Annotated in this window: 15 protein-coding genes; 6 read left to right on the top strand and 9 right to left on the bottom strand. The window is 59.4% G+C overall.

Annotated features, from left to right (window positions below; all coding sequences use genetic code 11):
* On the top strand, positions 1–1,431 hold the full coding sequence (locus K3J57_RS15125) for an aldehyde dehydrogenase family protein (protein WP_259791629.1): 1,431 nt from the start codon (positions 1–3) through the stop codon (positions 1,429–1,431).
* Positions 1,432–1,544: 113 nt separating this feature from the next.
* Here the strand turns inward: K3J57_RS15125 and K3J57_RS15130 are convergent, their stop codons facing one another.
* Together K3J57_RS15130 and K3J57_RS15135 are read right to left on the bottom strand one after the other, a co-directional pair.
* Positions 1,545–2,159, bottom strand: a complete 615-nt coding sequence (locus tag K3J57_RS15130; RefSeq protein WP_259787228.1) for a response regulator transcription factor — start codon at positions 2,157–2,159, stop codon at positions 1,545–1,547.
* Positions 2,152–4,509: an ATP-binding protein gene (locus tag K3J57_RS15135; RefSeq protein ID WP_259795128.1), complete on the bottom strand. Its 2,358-nt coding sequence runs from the start codon at positions 4,507–4,509 to the stop codon at positions 2,152–2,154. Before K3J57_RS15135 ends, K3J57_RS15130 begins: the two co-directional genes overlap by 8 nt.
* Positions 4,510–4,736: 227 nt before the next feature.
* Between K3J57_RS15135 and K3J57_RS15140 the strand changes: the two genes are divergently transcribed.
* The 5 genes from K3J57_RS15140 (at position 4,737) to K3J57_RS15160 (ending at position 10,214) form a co-directional block, all read left to right on the top strand.
* Positions 4,737–5,705 carry a TAXI family TRAP transporter solute-binding subunit gene (locus K3J57_RS15140; RefSeq protein ID WP_259797912.1) on the top strand — a complete coding sequence of 323 codons (969 nt, stop codon included), beginning with the start codon at positions 4,737–4,739 and terminating at the stop codon, positions 5,703–5,705.
* A 94-nt stretch (positions 5,706–5,799) separates the two neighbouring features.
* Positions 5,800–8,412, top strand: coding sequence for a TRAP transporter permease (locus tag K3J57_RS15145; RefSeq protein ID WP_259797914.1), 2,613 nt, complete (start codon positions 5,800–5,802; stop codon positions 8,410–8,412).
* Positions 8,409–8,840: a universal stress protein gene (locus K3J57_RS15150; RefSeq protein WP_173485062.1), complete on the top strand. Its 432-nt coding sequence runs from the start codon at positions 8,409–8,411 to the stop codon at positions 8,838–8,840. The genes K3J57_RS15145 and K3J57_RS15150 overlap by 4 nt, the downstream gene beginning before the upstream one ends.
* 310 nt (positions 8,841–9,150) lie before the next feature.
* Entirely contained in the window at positions 9,151–9,693 is a 543-nt protein-coding gene (locus K3J57_RS15155) for a YcxB family protein (protein WP_259795134.1), read from the top strand.
* Entirely contained in the window at positions 9,690–10,214 is a 525-nt protein-coding gene (locus K3J57_RS15160) for a hypothetical protein (RefSeq protein ID WP_259797915.1), read from the top strand. Before K3J57_RS15155 ends, K3J57_RS15160 begins: the two co-directional genes overlap by 4 nt.
* Positions 10,215–10,261: 47 nt before the next feature.
* On the opposite strand, the gene K3J57_RS15165 is transcribed toward K3J57_RS15160, so the two are convergent.
* The 7 genes from K3J57_RS15165 to K3J57_RS15195 all read right to left on the bottom strand — a co-directional run bounded on the left by K3J57_RS15165 (position 10,262) and on the right by K3J57_RS15195 (position 16,045).
* Positions 10,262–11,404 (bottom strand): M56 family metallopeptidase, encoded by a 1,143-nt coding sequence (locus K3J57_RS15165; RefSeq protein ID WP_259797916.1) that lies wholly within the window; start codon positions 11,402–11,404, stop codon positions 10,262–10,264.
* Complete coding sequence (locus K3J57_RS15170) at positions 11,394–11,792, bottom strand: BlaI/MecI/CopY family transcriptional regulator (protein WP_259797917.1); 399 nt, start codon at positions 11,790–11,792, stop codon at positions 11,394–11,396. The genes K3J57_RS15165 and K3J57_RS15170 overlap by 11 nt, the downstream gene beginning before the upstream one ends.
* Before the next feature lie 110 nt (positions 11,793–11,902).
* A complete protein-coding gene (locus tag K3J57_RS15175; RefSeq protein WP_259774950.1) occupies positions 11,903–12,181 on the bottom strand; it encodes a DUF2160 domain-containing protein in 279 nt (92 codons plus the stop codon).
* Entirely contained in the window at positions 12,181–12,978 is a 798-nt protein-coding gene (locus tag K3J57_RS15180; protein WP_259779220.1) for a carbohydrate ABC transporter permease, read from the bottom strand. The genes K3J57_RS15175 and K3J57_RS15180 overlap by 1 nt, the downstream gene beginning before the upstream one ends.
* Before the next feature lie 11 nt (positions 12,979–12,989).
* Positions 12,990–13,853, bottom strand: a complete 864-nt coding sequence (locus K3J57_RS15185; protein ID WP_259797918.1) for a carbohydrate ABC transporter permease — start codon at positions 13,851–13,853, stop codon at positions 12,990–12,992.
* A 3-nt stretch (positions 13,854–13,856) separates the two neighbouring features.
* On the bottom strand, positions 13,857–14,975 hold the full coding sequence (locus K3J57_RS15190) for an ABC transporter ATP-binding protein (RefSeq protein ID WP_259797919.1): 1,119 nt from the start codon (positions 14,973–14,975) through the stop codon (positions 13,857–13,859).
* Between the two features lie 8 nt (positions 14,976–14,983).
* On the bottom strand, positions 14,984–16,045 hold the full coding sequence (locus K3J57_RS15195) for an ABC transporter ATP-binding protein (protein ID WP_259797920.1): 1,062 nt from the start codon (positions 16,043–16,045) through the stop codon (positions 14,984–14,986).
* Positions 16,046–16,168: the final 123 nt, after the last annotated feature.

Raw genomic sequence — 16,168 nt, forward strand, 5'->3', positions numbered from 1 at the left:
ATGAAGCGAAACCTGATTGCCGGTGAATGGCTGGATGGCGTGGATGCCGTTCCAAATCTCAACCCCGCCGACCTGTCGGATGTGATTGGCACCTATGCCCATGCGTCCGTTGAACAGGTCAATGACGCGGTGGCGGCGGCCAATGCGGCGCTTCCGGCCTGGGCGAATGCCTCGCCGCAACTGCGCTCGGACCTGCTTGAGGCCGTGGCGGGGGCGCTGCTTGCCCGCAAGGATGAGATCGGCACGATCCTGGCCCGGGAAGAGGGAAAGACGCTGGCGGAGGCGATCGGTGAAACCGTCCGCGCGGCGCAGATCTTTCGCTTTTTTGCCGGAGAGGCGATCCGTGTGACCGGGGATGCGGTTGCCTCGGTGCGCCCGGATGTGGATGTGGAAGTGTCGCGCGAACCGGTGGGGGTTGTGGGCCTGATCACGCCCTGGAACTTCCCGATTGCGATCCCCGCGTGGAAAATCGCCCCGGCGCTGGCCTATGGCAATGCGGTGGTGTTCAAACCCGCGGACCTGACGCCGGGATCGGCGCATTTGCTGGCCGAGATCCTGCACGAGGCCGGTGTGCCCGCGGGCATCTTCAACCTGGTGATGGGGCGCGGATCTGTTGTCGGGCAGGCCATCGTGGATCATCCCGGCGTCACCGCGATCAGCTTTACCGGGTCGGTGCCGGTGGGGCGCAACATGGCTGTGGACGCTGCGCGCGGCATGAAAAAGCTGCAGATGGAAATGGGGGGCAAGAACCCGATGGTGATCCTGGACGATGCCGAGATGGACATTGCCGTCTCGACCGTCCTCAATGGCGCCTTCTTCTCAACCGGCCAGCGCTGCACCGCGTCCTCGCGCATCATCGTGCAGGCGGGCATCCATGACGCGTTTGTGGAGCGGCTTGCGGCGGAAATGCAGGCGCTCACCGTGGGCAACCCGCTGGATGTGGCCACGCAGATCGGCCCGGTTGTGTCCGAAAACCAGCTGAACGGCAATCTGGGTTATGTGGATCTGGCCCGCTCCGAAGGGGCCGAGGTGATCGGCGGGGAACGCCTCAATCGCGACACCGAAGGCTTCTTCCAGGCGCCGGCCATGTTCGTCGGGGCCACCAACCAGATGCGCAGTTCACGCGAAGAAATCTTCGGCCCCTGCGCCTCGATCATCAAGGTCGCCGATTTCGACGAGGCGCTGGCCACCGCAAATGACACCGAATTTGGCCTCTCCGCAGGGATCTGCACCGCAAGCCTGAAACATGCCCGCAGCTTCAAACACAACGCACAGGCCGGTATGGTCATGGTCAACCTCCCAACCGCAGGCGTCGATTACCACGTCCCATTCGGCGGCACAAAAGCCTCTAGCTATGGTGCAAGAGAACAGGGTAAATACGCCGCAGAATTCTACTCAAACGTCAAAACTAAATACTGCTGCGCGGGGTAAACCCTTTGACACGTGGCAGGTTTCGGGCCGTGGGGCCTGCTGTTTGGCGTATATGAAAGGATTTGCCGGGTCACGCGGGCCCGGCGGATCTGTTTGTGCGGTGTTGGCGGCGGTCAGGGCACCATGCAAAGCTGCACAAGTTCGAGCAGCGATTTGACCCCCATTTTCTGCATGAGACGGGCACGGTGGATGTCCACGGTGCGGGGGCTGATTTCCAGCGCGGCGCCGATTTCCTTGCTGGAGACACGGGCCGGGTTGGTCAGGATGTGATCCAGCACATCGCGTTCGCGCGCGGTCAGGTCGGCCAGTTTCAGGTCCAGTTTCTGGCGCTGGCGCTGTTCGTCCTGCAATTGCAGGCTCATCGCAAGGGCGGACTGGACCCGTTCCATCAACAGGTCAAGCGGAAAGGGTTTTTCGAGAAAATCCATCGCCCCGGCCTGCATGGCCCGCACCGATTCCGGGATGCCGCCATGTCCGGTGATAAAGATGATTGGCAGGATGACTTCGTCCGTGATGAGTTTTTCCTGAAGCGCCAGCCCATCCATTTCGGGCAGGCCGTAATCGAGAATGAGGCAGCTTTGCCGGGTTTTGTCGAACGCGTTCAGGAACTCTTTGGCATCGGCGAACGCCTCAATCTGAAAACCGCGCTTGCTGAGCGACCGGGTCAGGGCGGCCCGCACATCGTCGTCATCATCGACAAGATAGACCAGGGGGGCAGGATCAGTCATGTGCAGTCTCTTCCGTTCCGGGGCTGGTTTGCAGGGTAAAGCAGAACCGTGCGCCGCCTTGCGAGGGGGTTTCGTGCCAGATTGTTCCACCATGGGCCTCGATGATCGAGCGCGAGATGGACAGGCCCAGCCCCATGCCCCCCGACTTTATTGTATCAAACTTGCGAAACAACTCGAAATCTGCGGGAATGCCCGGCCCGTTGTCCTGAACACAGGTCTGCACTTCGCCTTTCTTGAAAGAGAGCGAAACGGTGATCTTTGCATGGGGATCTGCATCCTTGGCCAGTGCGTCAATCGCATTGCGCAGAAGGTTGACCAGAACCTGCGCAACCTGGGTGCGGTTTCCGGTTGCGTTCAGAGGTTTGTCAGATTGCCCCCCTGGCGCAAATTCGATCTGGATTGAGCGCGCGCGCGCTTCCCCCTCGACCAGTTTGATGGTCTGGCTGCAAAGGGCGACCATGTCAAACGGCACCATGCGGCCGCGATCCTTGCGGACCAGGTCGCGCAGCCCGCGAATGATGTCCCCCGCCCGATGTGCCTGTCGTTCGATATCCGCGCTGATCTGCCTGACCTCCTCCGTGTCGCCCCCCAACTCGCTCAGCGCCAGATGCAGGGCGTCGGCATTATAGGCGATGGCGCTCAGCGGCTGGTTCAGTTCATGCGCCATGCCCGTTGCCATTTCGCCCATCAGGTTGACCCGCGAAAGATGGGTCATTTCCCGGCTCAGCTGCTGGGTCAGGGCGGCGGATTTCTTTTGCGCGTTCACATCATCGAAGATGGCGACCGCGTGGTCTGGCTGGCCAAATTCATCAAGGATGAGGATGGCGTTTACCCGCAGCCATGTGGTTGATCCATCGGGAAGCGAAAAGCAGATATCTTCAATGAATTCCGTGTCTTCACTCAGGATGGACGAGAAGTTTTCAAGCGGGGTGTTTCCCTCTTGTGGGGCAAATTGATAAAGTGACATCGTGACGAGCTGGGTGGTGCTGACCCCGAGCAGGTCTGCAAGCTGATCATTGACACGCAGGAAGTTGCCGGAGATCGGTTCGATCTGCGCCATGCCGCGAGAGGTCAGTTCAAACGTGCGCCCATAGGCGGCTTCATATCTTTGCCGGGTGCGAATTTCGCGCACCAGCATTTCGCCCGTGCCCTCAAGCTCTGTATACGGGCTATGCAACCCGTCATCGAGGCTGGCCCCACCACGGGTGGCCTGTTTGGTGTCTTTGACAAAGGTGCGCAGGGGGCGGTTGATCCAGTCCGCAAGCCGCAGCCCGACCAGCCCGGTCAGGACTGCAACAAGGCCCGCCACCCAGATCCAGCGGATCCGGTCCTTGGTGATTTCACCGATGAAGGCCTCGACTGGTGCATAGATCCCGACAGTCCAGGTCAGGTTGGGTTCGGGGATTGGCATCAGCAGAGAGACAAAGCGCTTTCCCTGCAATTCCAGCTCGCGGGCGGAGGTGGAGGTGGCATCATCCGACAGGAACAAAAGTTTGCCAAAGGCGGCTTTGGCGACCTCGTCAGTGATCTGGTTCACCATGGTCAGGGTTGGGTGATTCATGTCCGAATCATTGCTGATCAGAACCAGTTCGGGGTGGGCCACAACCTCTCCGTTCCGGTTCATGATGATCGCAGCCCCGCCCTTATCCGCCCAAAGTTCGGCCAGAAACCCGGAAATTGCGTTGATGTCGATGTCGATGCCCAGCACGCCCAGCAAGGTTCCGTCCTCGGACAGGACCGGGGCGGCATAGGTGATGCCGGGCTGTCTGGTGGTGAAATAGATATAGGGATCTGTCCAGATGCTGCCCTGTGTGGCCTTGGCCTGAGTGAACCAGGGGCGGGTGCGGGCCTCGTAGGTGTCGTTGTCATCATAAGCGGCGCCCAGGATCTCGAACTGATCGTTGCGCCAGACATAATGCGCGGGATGGGCGGGGCTGCTTTGATCGAAGGGTTCAATGATCTTGGTGCGGAAACGGCCCTCGGTCTCGCTGCGCATGACATAGACAAACCGCCCGTTCGGTTCAGCGAAATAAAACCCCGAGATCTGGGGGGCGACCAGCAATTGCTGGAACAAATGGCTTTCCAGCAGGGCGTCATCAGTTGTGTCCAGAACGCGGTTTTCGGCCAGGCGACGGGTGACATCCAGGCTCTGGCGGGCAGGGGCAAGAAAGCTGCGCACCTGACTGACCACGGTTTCGCCCGCTTCGCCCAGCAACGCGTGTGACTGGCGCAGCAAGGCACGTTCAGAGCTGAGAAAGGTGAAGAAAATGATTGCCGACACGGCGATGAACTGCAGCCCGACCAGGGCCACGGCCAGAACCAGTCTTAAAGAGTACCGCCGTCGTTCCATATCATTTTTTTCCCAGCCAGAACCAGCTTGGCCACCTTTTCATGACTGTTCCGCTTAGCACCATAAGTAATGATACGTATAGACGACGAACATCAAGAAGCGCTTTCACATAGGGACACTCTTTCTTTGCGGCTCCTCCCGATCCAAAGCGCGGGATGTGGTCGCCATGGGGTCGTTTTGGACGAACACAAACACGTAAGAACAAACACTCGACAGGAGATTTCGAAATGTTCCAGAAGCTGAAAATCGCGGCATATGGTCTTGCCGCAGCGGGCGTCATGGCCCCGGCTGCGATGGCCGAAGAATTCATCACCATCGGCACCGGCGGTGTGACCGGTGTTTATTATCCCACCGGTGGCGCGATCTGCCGTCTGGTGAACAAGGGCCGTCGCGACCACGGTGTGCGCTGCTCGGTCGAATCGACCGGTGGGTCGGTTTACAACATCAACACCATCCGCGAGGGTGAGCTGGAATTCGGCGTGGCCCAGTCCGACTGGCAGTATCACGCCTTTAACGGCACCTCGAAATTCGAAGAGGCCGGCCCGTTCGAAGGCCTGCGCGCCGTGTTCTCGGTGCACCCGGAACCCTTTACCGTGGTGGCCCGTGCCGACAGCGGCATCAAGACCTTTGATGACCTCAAGGGCAAGCGCGTCAACATCGGCAACCCCGGTTCCGGTCAGCGCGGCACGATGGAAGTGCTGATGGAAGCCAAAGGCTGGACCACGGGTGATTTCGCCCTGGCCACCGAGCTGAAGGCCTCTGAACAATCTGCCGCTCTGTGTGACAACCAGATTGATGCCATGGTTTACACCGTTGGCCACCCCTCGGGGTCGATCCAGGAAGCCACCACCGCCTGCGACAGTGTGCTGGTGGAAGTGTCTGGTGATGACGTTGCCAAGCTGATCGAAGACAACTCCTTCTATCGTTCGGCCACCATTCCGGGTGGCATGTATCGCGGCAATGACGCGGACACCGCGACCTTTGGTGTGGGCGCGACCTTTGTCAGCTCGGACAAAGTGTCGGAAGAGGTGGTTTACACCCTCGTGAAGTCGGTCTTTGAAAACATTGAAGACTTCAAGGGCCTGCACCCGGCTTTTGCCAATCTCGATCCGAAAGAGATGGCCTCTGCCGGTCTGTCTGCCCCGCTGCATCCGGGTGCCGAGAAATACTACCGCGAAGCCGGTATCATCGAATAAGCCACAAAAACTGGGCCGGGGACTTCCCGGCCCTTTCCCCCTTATGGGGCCATAAAAAGTTGGAAATTACCAATTTCAAACGGGGAGAAGGTTCATGGCTGACAGTGAAAATCGCGCACTGAGCGAAGAAGAGCTGCAGGAACTGGTTGCTGCCAGTGACAGCGGTGCGCGCGCACCAATTGGCTGGGTTGGCACAATGATTGCCGTTGTGGCGCTGATCTGGTCGGTTTTTCAGGTGCTGCTGGCATCGCCGATTTCAAACTACGTGCTGAGTGGTGATCTGATCAACAACTCACGGCAGATCCATCTGGCCTTTGCCATTTTCCTGGCTGCCATGGCCTACCCTCTGTTCAAATCCTCGCCCCGTGACAAGATCCCGTGGTATGACTGGATCCTCGGGCTGGGGGGCGCCTTCCTGGCCATGTATGGCTATGTCTTCTACGACAAGATTGTCGGAAATGGCGGGCTGGCGGATACATCAGACGCTTATTTCGCCCTTGCGGGTCTGGTGTTCCTGTTCATCGCCGCCTACCGCACGCTTGGCCCGGTGATGGTTGCACTGGCGATCGTGTTCCTGTTTTACGTCTTTTTCGGGTCATCCGAAGTGGTTCCCGACCAGATCCGCTGGGCCGGGGCGTCTTTGCGCAAGGCGATGAGCCATATGTGGATCACGTCGGAAGGGGTCTTTGGCATCGCGCTTGGCGTGTCGACAAAATTCGTGTTCCTGTTTGTCCTCTTTGGGGCCCTGCTGGATAAGGCCGGGGCTGGCAACTACTTCATCAAGATGGCGTTTGGCGCGTTGGGTCACCTGCGTGGCGGACCGGCAAAAGCGGCCGTTGTTGGCTCGGCGGCCACCGGCCTGATCTCAGGCTCGTCCATCGCCAACGTGGTGACCACCGGCACCTTCACCATTCCGCTGATGAAACGCGTGGGGTTCACCGCTGAAAAGGCCGGATCGGTTGAAGTGGCCTCCTCGGTGAATGGCCAGATCATGCCGCCGGTGATGGGGGCTGCGGCCTTCCTGATGGTGGAATATGTCGGCATCTCTTATGTCGAGGTGATCACCCACGCCTTCCTGCCCGCCGTGATCTCCTACATCGCGCTGGTCTATATCGTTCACCTGGAAGCGGTGAAAAACAACATGCCGACGATTGGCAACAAGGTGGTGTCGATGGGCAAAACCATTGGCGGCATGTTTGCCTTTTTCGCGGGGTTTGCCGGGCTGTGCTATCTGACGCAATTCCCGGTCCGGCTGATCGTGGCCATGGTGCCCGCCGGGTCCGGTTGGATCCTCGCAGCCCTGCTGCTGGCGATCTATATCGCCCTCATCTACCTTGCCGCGCAGACCGATGATCTGGAGCCGGATGATCCCAATGCCGAGGTGGTCGAACTGCCTGACGTGGCCCAGATCTACAAATCCGGTCTTTACTATCTGCTGCCGATCATCGTGCTGGTCTATTTCCTGATGATCGAGCGTAAATCGCCGGGTCTGTCGGCCTTCTGGGCCACGCTGCTGCTCTTTGCGATCTTGCTTACGCAAAAATCGCTGAAGGCATTTTTCCGCGGCGAAAGCGACCCGATGGGCCGCCTGCGCGAAGGGGTGACCGATTGGGTTGAAGGCATGATTGATGGCGCGCGCAACATGATCGGGATCGGTCTGGCTACCGCCACCGCCGGGATCATCGTCGGCACCGTATCGCTGACCGGGATCGGTCAGGTGATGGCCGATTTTGTTGAGTTCCTTTCGGGCGGCAACCTGATCCTGATGCTGGTCTTCGTGGCGATCCTGTCGCTGATCCTTGGCATGGGCCTGCCGACCACGGCGAACTATATCGTGGTCAGCTCGCTGATGGTGGGGGTTGTGGTGGAGCTGGGCGCGCAATCGGGCCTGATTGTGCCGCTCATCGCAGTGCACCTCTTCGTCTTTTACTTCGGGATCATGGCGGATGTGACGCCGCCCGTGGGTCTGGCGAGTTTTGCCGCCGCCGCCGTGTCGGGCGGGGATGCGATCCGCACCGGTTTCACGGCGTTCTTCTACAGCCTGCGCACCGTGGCCCTGCCGTTTGTGTTCATTTTCAACACCGACCTTCTGTTGATTGACGTGACATGGATGCAGGGGATCATCGTCTTTATCATTGCCACGATCGGGATCCTTGTGTTCACCGCGGGCACGATGGGCTTTTTCCTGACCCGGTCGCGGATCTGGGAAACCGTGGCGCTCTTGGTTGTGGCCTTTGCCCTGTTCCGTCCGGGGTTCTTCATGGACCAGATCCAGCCGCCTTATGAAACCATCGAACCGGCTGGTTTTGTGCAGGCGCTGGAAGCGGCTGAGCCCGGCAGCACGTTGCGCACGGTGATTTCGGGACCGGATTTTGATACGCTTGCCGTCAAGGACCTGACCGTGCCGCTGATCGTGCCGGATGCCGAGGGGGCCGATGCCCGCCTGCAGGCGCTGGGGCTGATGCTGGTGCCGGAAGGAGAGGTGATGCGCCTGGATGAACCGGCCTTTGGAACCGAGCTTTCCAACCAGCTTGGCTCGTTTGACTTCTATGGCGATGATCCGGTGGCGATCACCCGGGTGCAGGCCGCAGCTGATCAGCTTCCGAAAGAGCTGATCTTCATCCCGGCGCTGATGCTGCTGGCATTGGTCGCGTTCCTGCAAACCGGACGCGCCCGCAAACTCGAAGCTCAAGGAGTGACGGCATGACCAAGACCATACTCTGCGCCGTGGACATCAACCGCCCGGAAGAGGACCGCAAGGTCCTGGAACGGGCCGCCAAACTGGCGGATATGGATGGGGCCCAGCTGGACATTATCACCGTGGTGCCCGATTTCGGGGCCAATATCGTGGGCGCCTATCTTCAGGACCACCATGTCTCGACCGCTCAGGACAAGGCCAAGAAACTGTTGCACGATATGTGCGAGGCAACGCTTGGGGCGGAGGTGAACGGCAGGACCCGGCATATCGTGGCAATTGGGTCGGTCTATGAAAAAGTGCTGCAGACCGCCGATCTGAACGCGGCAGACCTGATCGTGATCGGGGCGCATCGCCCTGATTTCAAGGATTACCTGCTGGGGCCAAACGCAGCCCGGATCGTGCGCCACTCTGATGCGTCGGTTTATGTGGTTCGTTGAACGAGTGCTATGTTGAAAAGCGGGCCCTTCGGGGCCCGTTTTGCTTTTGACCCTGCCACAGGTTCAGTCTCTCTTGTTCTGACACGCGGCTTTCGGCATCACTTTGCACGAAACGCGCGGAACCTGTTGATGTTGAGGGCGTTTCGAAATTACCCTTGTCTCAAATTAAAGCGTTTCGGGATAAACTTGACACACATGTTTATTCCGAAACGCCCACGACATTGATATCTCTTACCGCGTTTCGGTTTCCCCCTGTATCAGGTTAAAACCGAAATGCTTTAATTTTGCAATGCTTTAGGGTGAAGGTCAGATGAGTGATTTTGTTTTTCAATCGACATTTCAGAATGTCAATTTCAAGAAAGCCTGCAAGGCGCTGAGAAAAAGGCGCGGGCGGGCCAGTGGCTTTCTGGACGGATGGGGCGGGTTAATCTTGGGCACCTTGGCAATCGGCGTCGTGACAGGTCTGGTGTCCGGCGGGATCGGGGGCAATCTGGGCAATTCCCTTGCCTATGTGGTATTCTTTGGTGGACTGATTGGGCTTTTGACCTGGTATGGCCGGAGAGGTCAGAAGGCGATGCTGGAAGCACCGATACGATCTGGCATCACGCAGATCCGGCTGTCGCCCGATGGCTATGCGCTGGAGCATCCGGGGCATACAAGCCTGACCCGTTGGAGCCACGTCCCCGGAGTGATTGCGACGCCGCAAGCCCTTTTGATCCTGCATAGTGATTATGAATATTACCCGATTGAAGCCGCGGCGTTTCGGGATGCCGAAGAGATGCAGAAAGTGGCCGCGCAAATTCAGGAGTGGATTGCGGCAACCGCCCCGGCTGACCCGGAAACCGCCACATGAGCGACACGCACCCTCTCAGGCTGACGGTGGATCCAGAGCTGGCCGTGCGGGAGCTGCGACGGCTGCGACGTGGCGGATGGCGCAGCCCGGTGGACCATGTGCTGGTGGAAGCGCTTCGCAGTGTTCTGATCCTTGTTCCGGCGGGCCTGTGGGTTGCCGGGGGGATCAGCACGGAAAGCCTGCTTGGGTTCCTCGCTGGGTATCTTGCGGTGAGATGGTTTGACAAATACCTCAAGCCCCGAATGTTGCACCGTCTGGGCCCGGTTGAATGGCGCAAGAAACGCCCCGTCGAAGCTGAACTGGAATTTAGCGCCTCTGGTCTGAGGTCAATCGCGCCTGCGCAGGATATCCGGTTGGGGTGGAGCACGGTCCCGGTGACAAAGGTCGGAGACGGGATGGTTTTTCGGATCGGGCCGGAACTGTCGATCCCCGTGACAGACAAGATCCTGCCTGATGACTGGCCAATGTCGCGTTTCGAAGCCGCGATTATGGATTGGAAAACACAGGCGGCGCAGGACTGATGCGCACTGGCCTCCGGCGCGTGTTTTCCGGTGAAAGTTGAAACGCTTTACTGCGGTGCGTGATCTGCGGGCAGAGCTGCCAAGGGGGTGGCAAATGTGGATTGCCGGTTGGCCATGCGCTCCAGATTGACGATGGTCGAGAGCATGATGCGGTCATGGCTCCAGTCACCGGGGCGTTGCATCAGCAGCATGGTCATCACAACCGCGCTGATCAGGCAGCCGGTCAACACCATCCAGATCGGACCGTGGGTCTGCCCGAGGCCCTGTTCGGTGGCGGCGACGGCAAGGATCCGGTTGCGCAGGCTGGATCGGTTGCGGGTTTCGCGCCGGTCCACCAGGGCCACCGAGGGGGTGGTGCGGGCAAACAGTGCCGGTTCGCGGGCTGCTTTCGCACAGGCGCGGATCAAACATTCGCAATAGGCCCGTGCCTCCAGCCTGTGACGGGCGATCAGGGCCTGATCACAGGCATATTCGCGCAGCAGGCGCACCTGACGGCGCCAGAGGAAAAAGCAGGGGTTCCAGAAGGTGAGGGGGCGCAGAATTTCCAGCAGAAACTCGCATTCAACGTCGCGCTGGCGGAAATGCTGCAATTCATGTGCGACGGTCAGGCGCAGATCCCGGCTGTCTTGCAGAAGTGCGGTGGGCAGCACCACGTAGCGGGTGAACAGGCCGCGGGTGGAATAGGCCACCCGGCTGTGATCCGAGAGCAGAAGCCGGATCCGGCCGATGCGTTTGTAGGGGTGGGCGCGGCGCAGGCTGTGGCGCAGACGCAGGACAGACAGGATGACCTGCATGGCGACCAGCAACGTGCCGGTGGCGATCAGCGCGGTCAGGATCTGGGCCCAGAGGGTCTGGCCGGTGAGCACCTCGCGCACGAAATCCTCGCGCAGGCCCAGAAGCGTTTCGAACGTGCTGGCCGACATGTTCACATTGCCCTGCAGATATTGCGCAACCAGAAGATCCGACAGGTTGGGCGGGCGGTGCACGATCCATGTGGTCATGGCCAGCGCCAGAAAGGGGGTCAGCGCAAGGAACACGGTCAGCGCGTTCAGCAGGCGCAATTGCGGGCGAAAGGCCACATTCAGCGATGTCCGTGCAATGCCCCATCGCAACCCGAACCAGATCGCCGTCCCGGCGATGATCAGCAGGTTCAGATCAAGATAGGTGTTCAGCCAGGCATCAGGTGTCATTGTCCCCCAACCTTTCGTTCAGCAATGCGCGCATTTCCTGCAGCATGTCATCCGTCACGTCTTCATCATCCACCAGCCGCGCCACGAGGGCGGCAGGGGTGCCGTTGAAAAGCTTGCTCGAAAGGTTTTTTAGCGTGGTCTTTTGGTAATCCGCCTTGGGAATGGCCGGGGTATAGACCAGCGCCCGGTCCTTGCGGGCACTGACCAGAAACCCTTTTTCCGTCATGATTTTCAGGATGGTGGCCACCGAGGTATAGGCCCGTTCCTGCACCTTGTTCAGCTCGGCCAGGATCTCGTGCACCGTGCCCCCACCGGTTTCCCAGATGACGGTCATGAATTCGAGCTCTACTTCGGTCAGCAGCGAATTGTCCTGTTTCTTGCGTCGCATCGGGGGTCCCGGTCTGGATCAGATTTACGTTTGGGCAGCTTAACCACAGCTTTGGCAATTCCAAAACTAATTTTTTAGAAGATGCGTGGATTCGGGCGAATTTGGCACGATCAGACCTTCCAGAAGCAAAAGATCCCCCAGCCGATCGACAGGGCCAGCGGTGTCCAGAGCGGCATACCAACCAGGCCCAGCCAGGCCAGAAAGATGTAACTGGTGCCCAGAAGGGCGATGAACAACCGGTCCCCGCGGGTGGTGGTCAGGCGCAGCACGCCTTGGCGTTCATCCCCGCCCGGGTTGCGGATTTCAAGCACGATCAGCACGCCAATTGCGGTGAAAATCCCAATGAATACAAGTGCTGTGGGCCATGTCCAGGCCATCCATGAAAGCATCACACCCTCCCCATCGCGAAGCCCTTCGCGATGTAGTTGCGGACGAAATAGATCACGATTGCGCCCGGAATGATTGTCAATGTGCCAGCGGCGGCCAGGAGGCCCAGCTCATACCCTGCTGATGACGCGGTTTTGGTCATGGTGGCGGCAATCGGTTTGGCGGCCACGGCGGTCAGGGTTTTGGCGAGCAGAAGCTCGACCCAGGAAAACATGAAGGCAAAAAACGCGGCCACGCCAACCCCCGCCTTGATCGAGGGAATAAAGATCGTGACGAAAAAGCGCGGGAAGGAATAGCCGTCCACATAGGCGGTTTCATCCAGCTCCTTTGGGATCCCCCCCATGAACCCCTCGAGGATCCAGACGGCCAGCGGGATATTGAACAGGCAATGCGCCAGCGCCACGGCCAGATGGGTGTCAAACAGGCCCACGGCGGAATAAAGCTGAAAGAAGGGCAGGGCAAACACGGCCGCCGGGGCCATCCGGTTGGTCAACAGCCAGAAAAAGAGCTGCTTGTCGCCCAGAAAGCGGTAGCGTGAAAACGCGTAGGCCGCCGGCAGCGCCACCCCAACCGAAATCACCGTGTTGAGCGACACGTAGAGGATCGAGTTGATATAGCCCCAATACCAGGTCGGATCGGTAAAGATCGTGCGATAGCTGTCCAGCGTAAAGGTCTGGGGAAACAGCGAAAAGCCTGACAGGATCTCGTTTGTGGTCTTAAAGCTCATCGCCACCAGCCAATAGATCGGCAGCATCAGGAACAGGATATAGAGGATCGGGACAATGGATCGTTTCTTCATGGATCAAACCCTCAGTTCAGATCGTCTTTGGTCATCAGCGTGTAAAACAGCCAGCTGACCAGAAGGGTGATTGCGAAATAGATCAGGCTCATCGCGGCGGCCGGACCGAGGTCAAACTGACCCAGGGCGATTTTCACCAGATCAATGGACAGAAGCGTGGTTGAGTTGCCGGGGCCACCCCCGGTCAGCACAAACGGCTCGGTGTAGATGTTGAAACTGTCCATGAAGCGCAGAAGGATGGCGATGGTCAGCACGGTTTTCATCTTGGGCAGCTGAATGAAGCGAAACACCGACCAGTTCGACGCGCCGTCGATCTTTGCCGCCTGATAATAAGCATCCGGGATCGAGACGAGCCCCGCATAAGACAGAAGCACCACAAGCGAGGTCCAATGCCATACATCCATGGTCACAATTGTCACCCAGGCCGCCACCGGGTCCTGCGTCATGTCATAATGGATGCCAAGGACGTGGTTCAGGAAATAGCCCAGAAGTCCGATATCGGGCAGGGTAAAGATGTTCCACATCGCCCCCACGACGTTCCACGGAATAAGCATTGGCAGTGCCATCAGCACCAGACAGACCGGCACCCAGGCCCCTTTGCGTGGCATCGACAGCGCAATGGCAATGCCCAGGGGCACTTCGATCACAAGGATCAGGAAGGTGAACAGGAATTGCCGCCCAAGGGCTGCGTGAAACCGCTCTGACCGCAGGATTTGTTCAAACCAGTCAAGGCCTTGCCAGAAGAAAATATTGTCGCCAAACGTCTCCTGCACCGAATAGTTCACCACGGTCATCATCGGGATAAGCGCGTTGAAGGCGACCAGCAGCAGCACCGGCAGCACGAAGAACCATGCCTTTTGGTTTTCGGTTTTCATGTCTCAGCCCTCCTTCTCGGGGACGGGGGCGGCGGGCGAGGTTGCCACCCAGCCGTCGATGTAAAGCCGGGTCTGGCCGGGGGAGAAGTTGAGATGCACGGTGTCGCCTTTCGCCGGTGCCCCCCCTTCGGTGATTGCGTTGATGCGGTGATCTCCGACATGGCATTCGACCACCACATGGCGCCCCACATCCGACACTTTGGTCACAATGGCGGGCAGGCCGGTTGGGGCGATGGATACGAATTCCGGGCGGATGCCGATCTCGGTCCGGGCCCTTTGTCCGGTGCCGGTTGTGGGGGCGTTGCCGGTGATGGGGCCTTCCAGCGGGACCGCGTGACCTGCGAATATGGCGACGCCATCGGTGACCTCACAGGGCAGCACATTCATGCCGGGCGAGCCGATGAAATGGCCGACAAAGGTGTGGGCGGGGCGGTCAAACAGCTCAACCGGCGTGCCGATCTGCACGATCTCTCCGTCCTGCATCACCACGACCTGATCGGCAAAGGTCAGCGCCTCGGTCTGGTCATGGGTCACATAGATCATCGTCGCGCGCACGCGCTGATGCAGTTCCTTCAGTTTCGAGCGCAGCTTCCATTTCAGATGCGGGTCGATCACGGTGAGCGGTTCGTCGAACATCACCACATTCACATCTTCGCGCACCAGCCCGCGCCCCATTGAGATCTTCTGCTTGTTGTCCGGGCTAAGCCCCGCGGCCTTCTGGTCAAGCATGTCGGTGACCTCAAGCATCTCGGCAATCGCCATCACCCGCTCGTTCACCACCTGTTCATCCCGGCCACGATTGCGCAGCGGGAAGGCGAGGTTGTCGTAAACGCTCATCGTGTCGTAGATCACCGGGAACTGGAACACCTGCGCGATATTGCGCTGATCCGGTGGCAGGTCGGTGACATCGGCCCCGTCAAACAGGACCTTGCCTTCGGACGGGACCAGCAGCCCCGAGATAATGTTCAGAAGTGTCGATTTCCCGCAACCGGACGGGCCAAGCAGCGCATAGGCCCCGCCATCGCGCCAGTCGAGGTCGATTTCCTTCAATGCATAATCCGCGTCCGAAGACGGGGTCGGATGATAGGAATGACGCAGGTTGGAAAGAGTGATTTTAGCCATGTCTCACCTCACGCCACACGGGAACCATCAGGTGCAAAAACAAAGCACGCTGAGGGATCCATATAAAAATCATGGGGTTCGCCCACCTCATACGGGTGCACGCCCGATGAAAGCGAAACCCAGCTGCCTTGTCCCATTTCGAAATGGGCTGAGCTTTCAGAACCGGACAACTCCGTCACTTGCACATGGCCCTGCATCCGCACATTGGCGGTCTCAGAGGGCAGGGGCAGCACGTGATGCGGGCGAATGGCGATCGTGTAGGGGCCATCGTCAAGCGATGTGGCGGGGCCGGCCAGGGTCCAGCTTACCGCGCCCAGATGGGCCGCATCCCCACGCTTTTCGATATGCGCGGTATTGATCGGCGGGTCGGAGAACACGCGGGCGGCCTCCACATTCTCAGGGTTGCGATAGATCTCGGCGGTGGGGCCGAACTGGGTCACGCGCCCATCGCGCATCAGCGCGGTCTTCCCACCAAGCAAAAGCGCCTCTTCCGGTTCGGACGTGGCATAGACCACCACCGCGCCGCGCCCAGCAAAGAGGTCCGGCAGCTGGTCGCGCAGCTCTTCGCGCAATTTGTAGTCGAGGTTGGCAAGCGGTTCGTCCAGAAACACCGCCTTGGATTCCTTGGCAATGGCACGGGCCAGCGCGCAGCGTTGTTGCTGGCCGCCTGACAGTTCATGCGGGCGGCGATGCAGCATCGGGCGCAGTTGCAGGATGTCGGCGGCTTCTTCCACCCGGCCCTGGATCTCGGATTTCGCCATTCCAGCCACCTTGAGGGGCGAGGCGATGTTCTCATAGACCGTCATATGCGGGTAGTTGATGAAAAACTGGTGCACGAGGCTGATATTGCGCTTTTGCGTGCTGAGGCGGGTCACGTCCTGACCTTCCATCCTGATTGTGCCGCTGGCCAGCGGATCCAGCCCCGCCATCAGCTTGATCAGAGAGGTCTTGCCGGACCCGGTTGCGCCCAGAAGGACGTTGAAGTGACCGGGCTCCAGCACAAGGGAGGTTTCCTTGATATGCAGGTTCGCGCCCACGCGTTTGGTCACGTTTTGAAGTTCAAGTGTCATCGAAAGAGGGCTTTCCGGCGTCCCGCCGATTGCAAAATTGGCCAGCTGGCCCGTTGGGATAGGCCCCACCCGTGGGATGGTGGAGAGCGGGTGGGGCAGGGGGCGGGCGCAAGATGCGCGCCC

The sequence above is a fragment of the Aliiroseovarius crassostreae genome, assembly GCF_025137635.1.
Taxonomy (GTDB): Bacteria; Pseudomonadota; Alphaproteobacteria; order Rhodobacterales; family Rhodobacteraceae; genus Aliiroseovarius; species Aliiroseovarius crassostreae.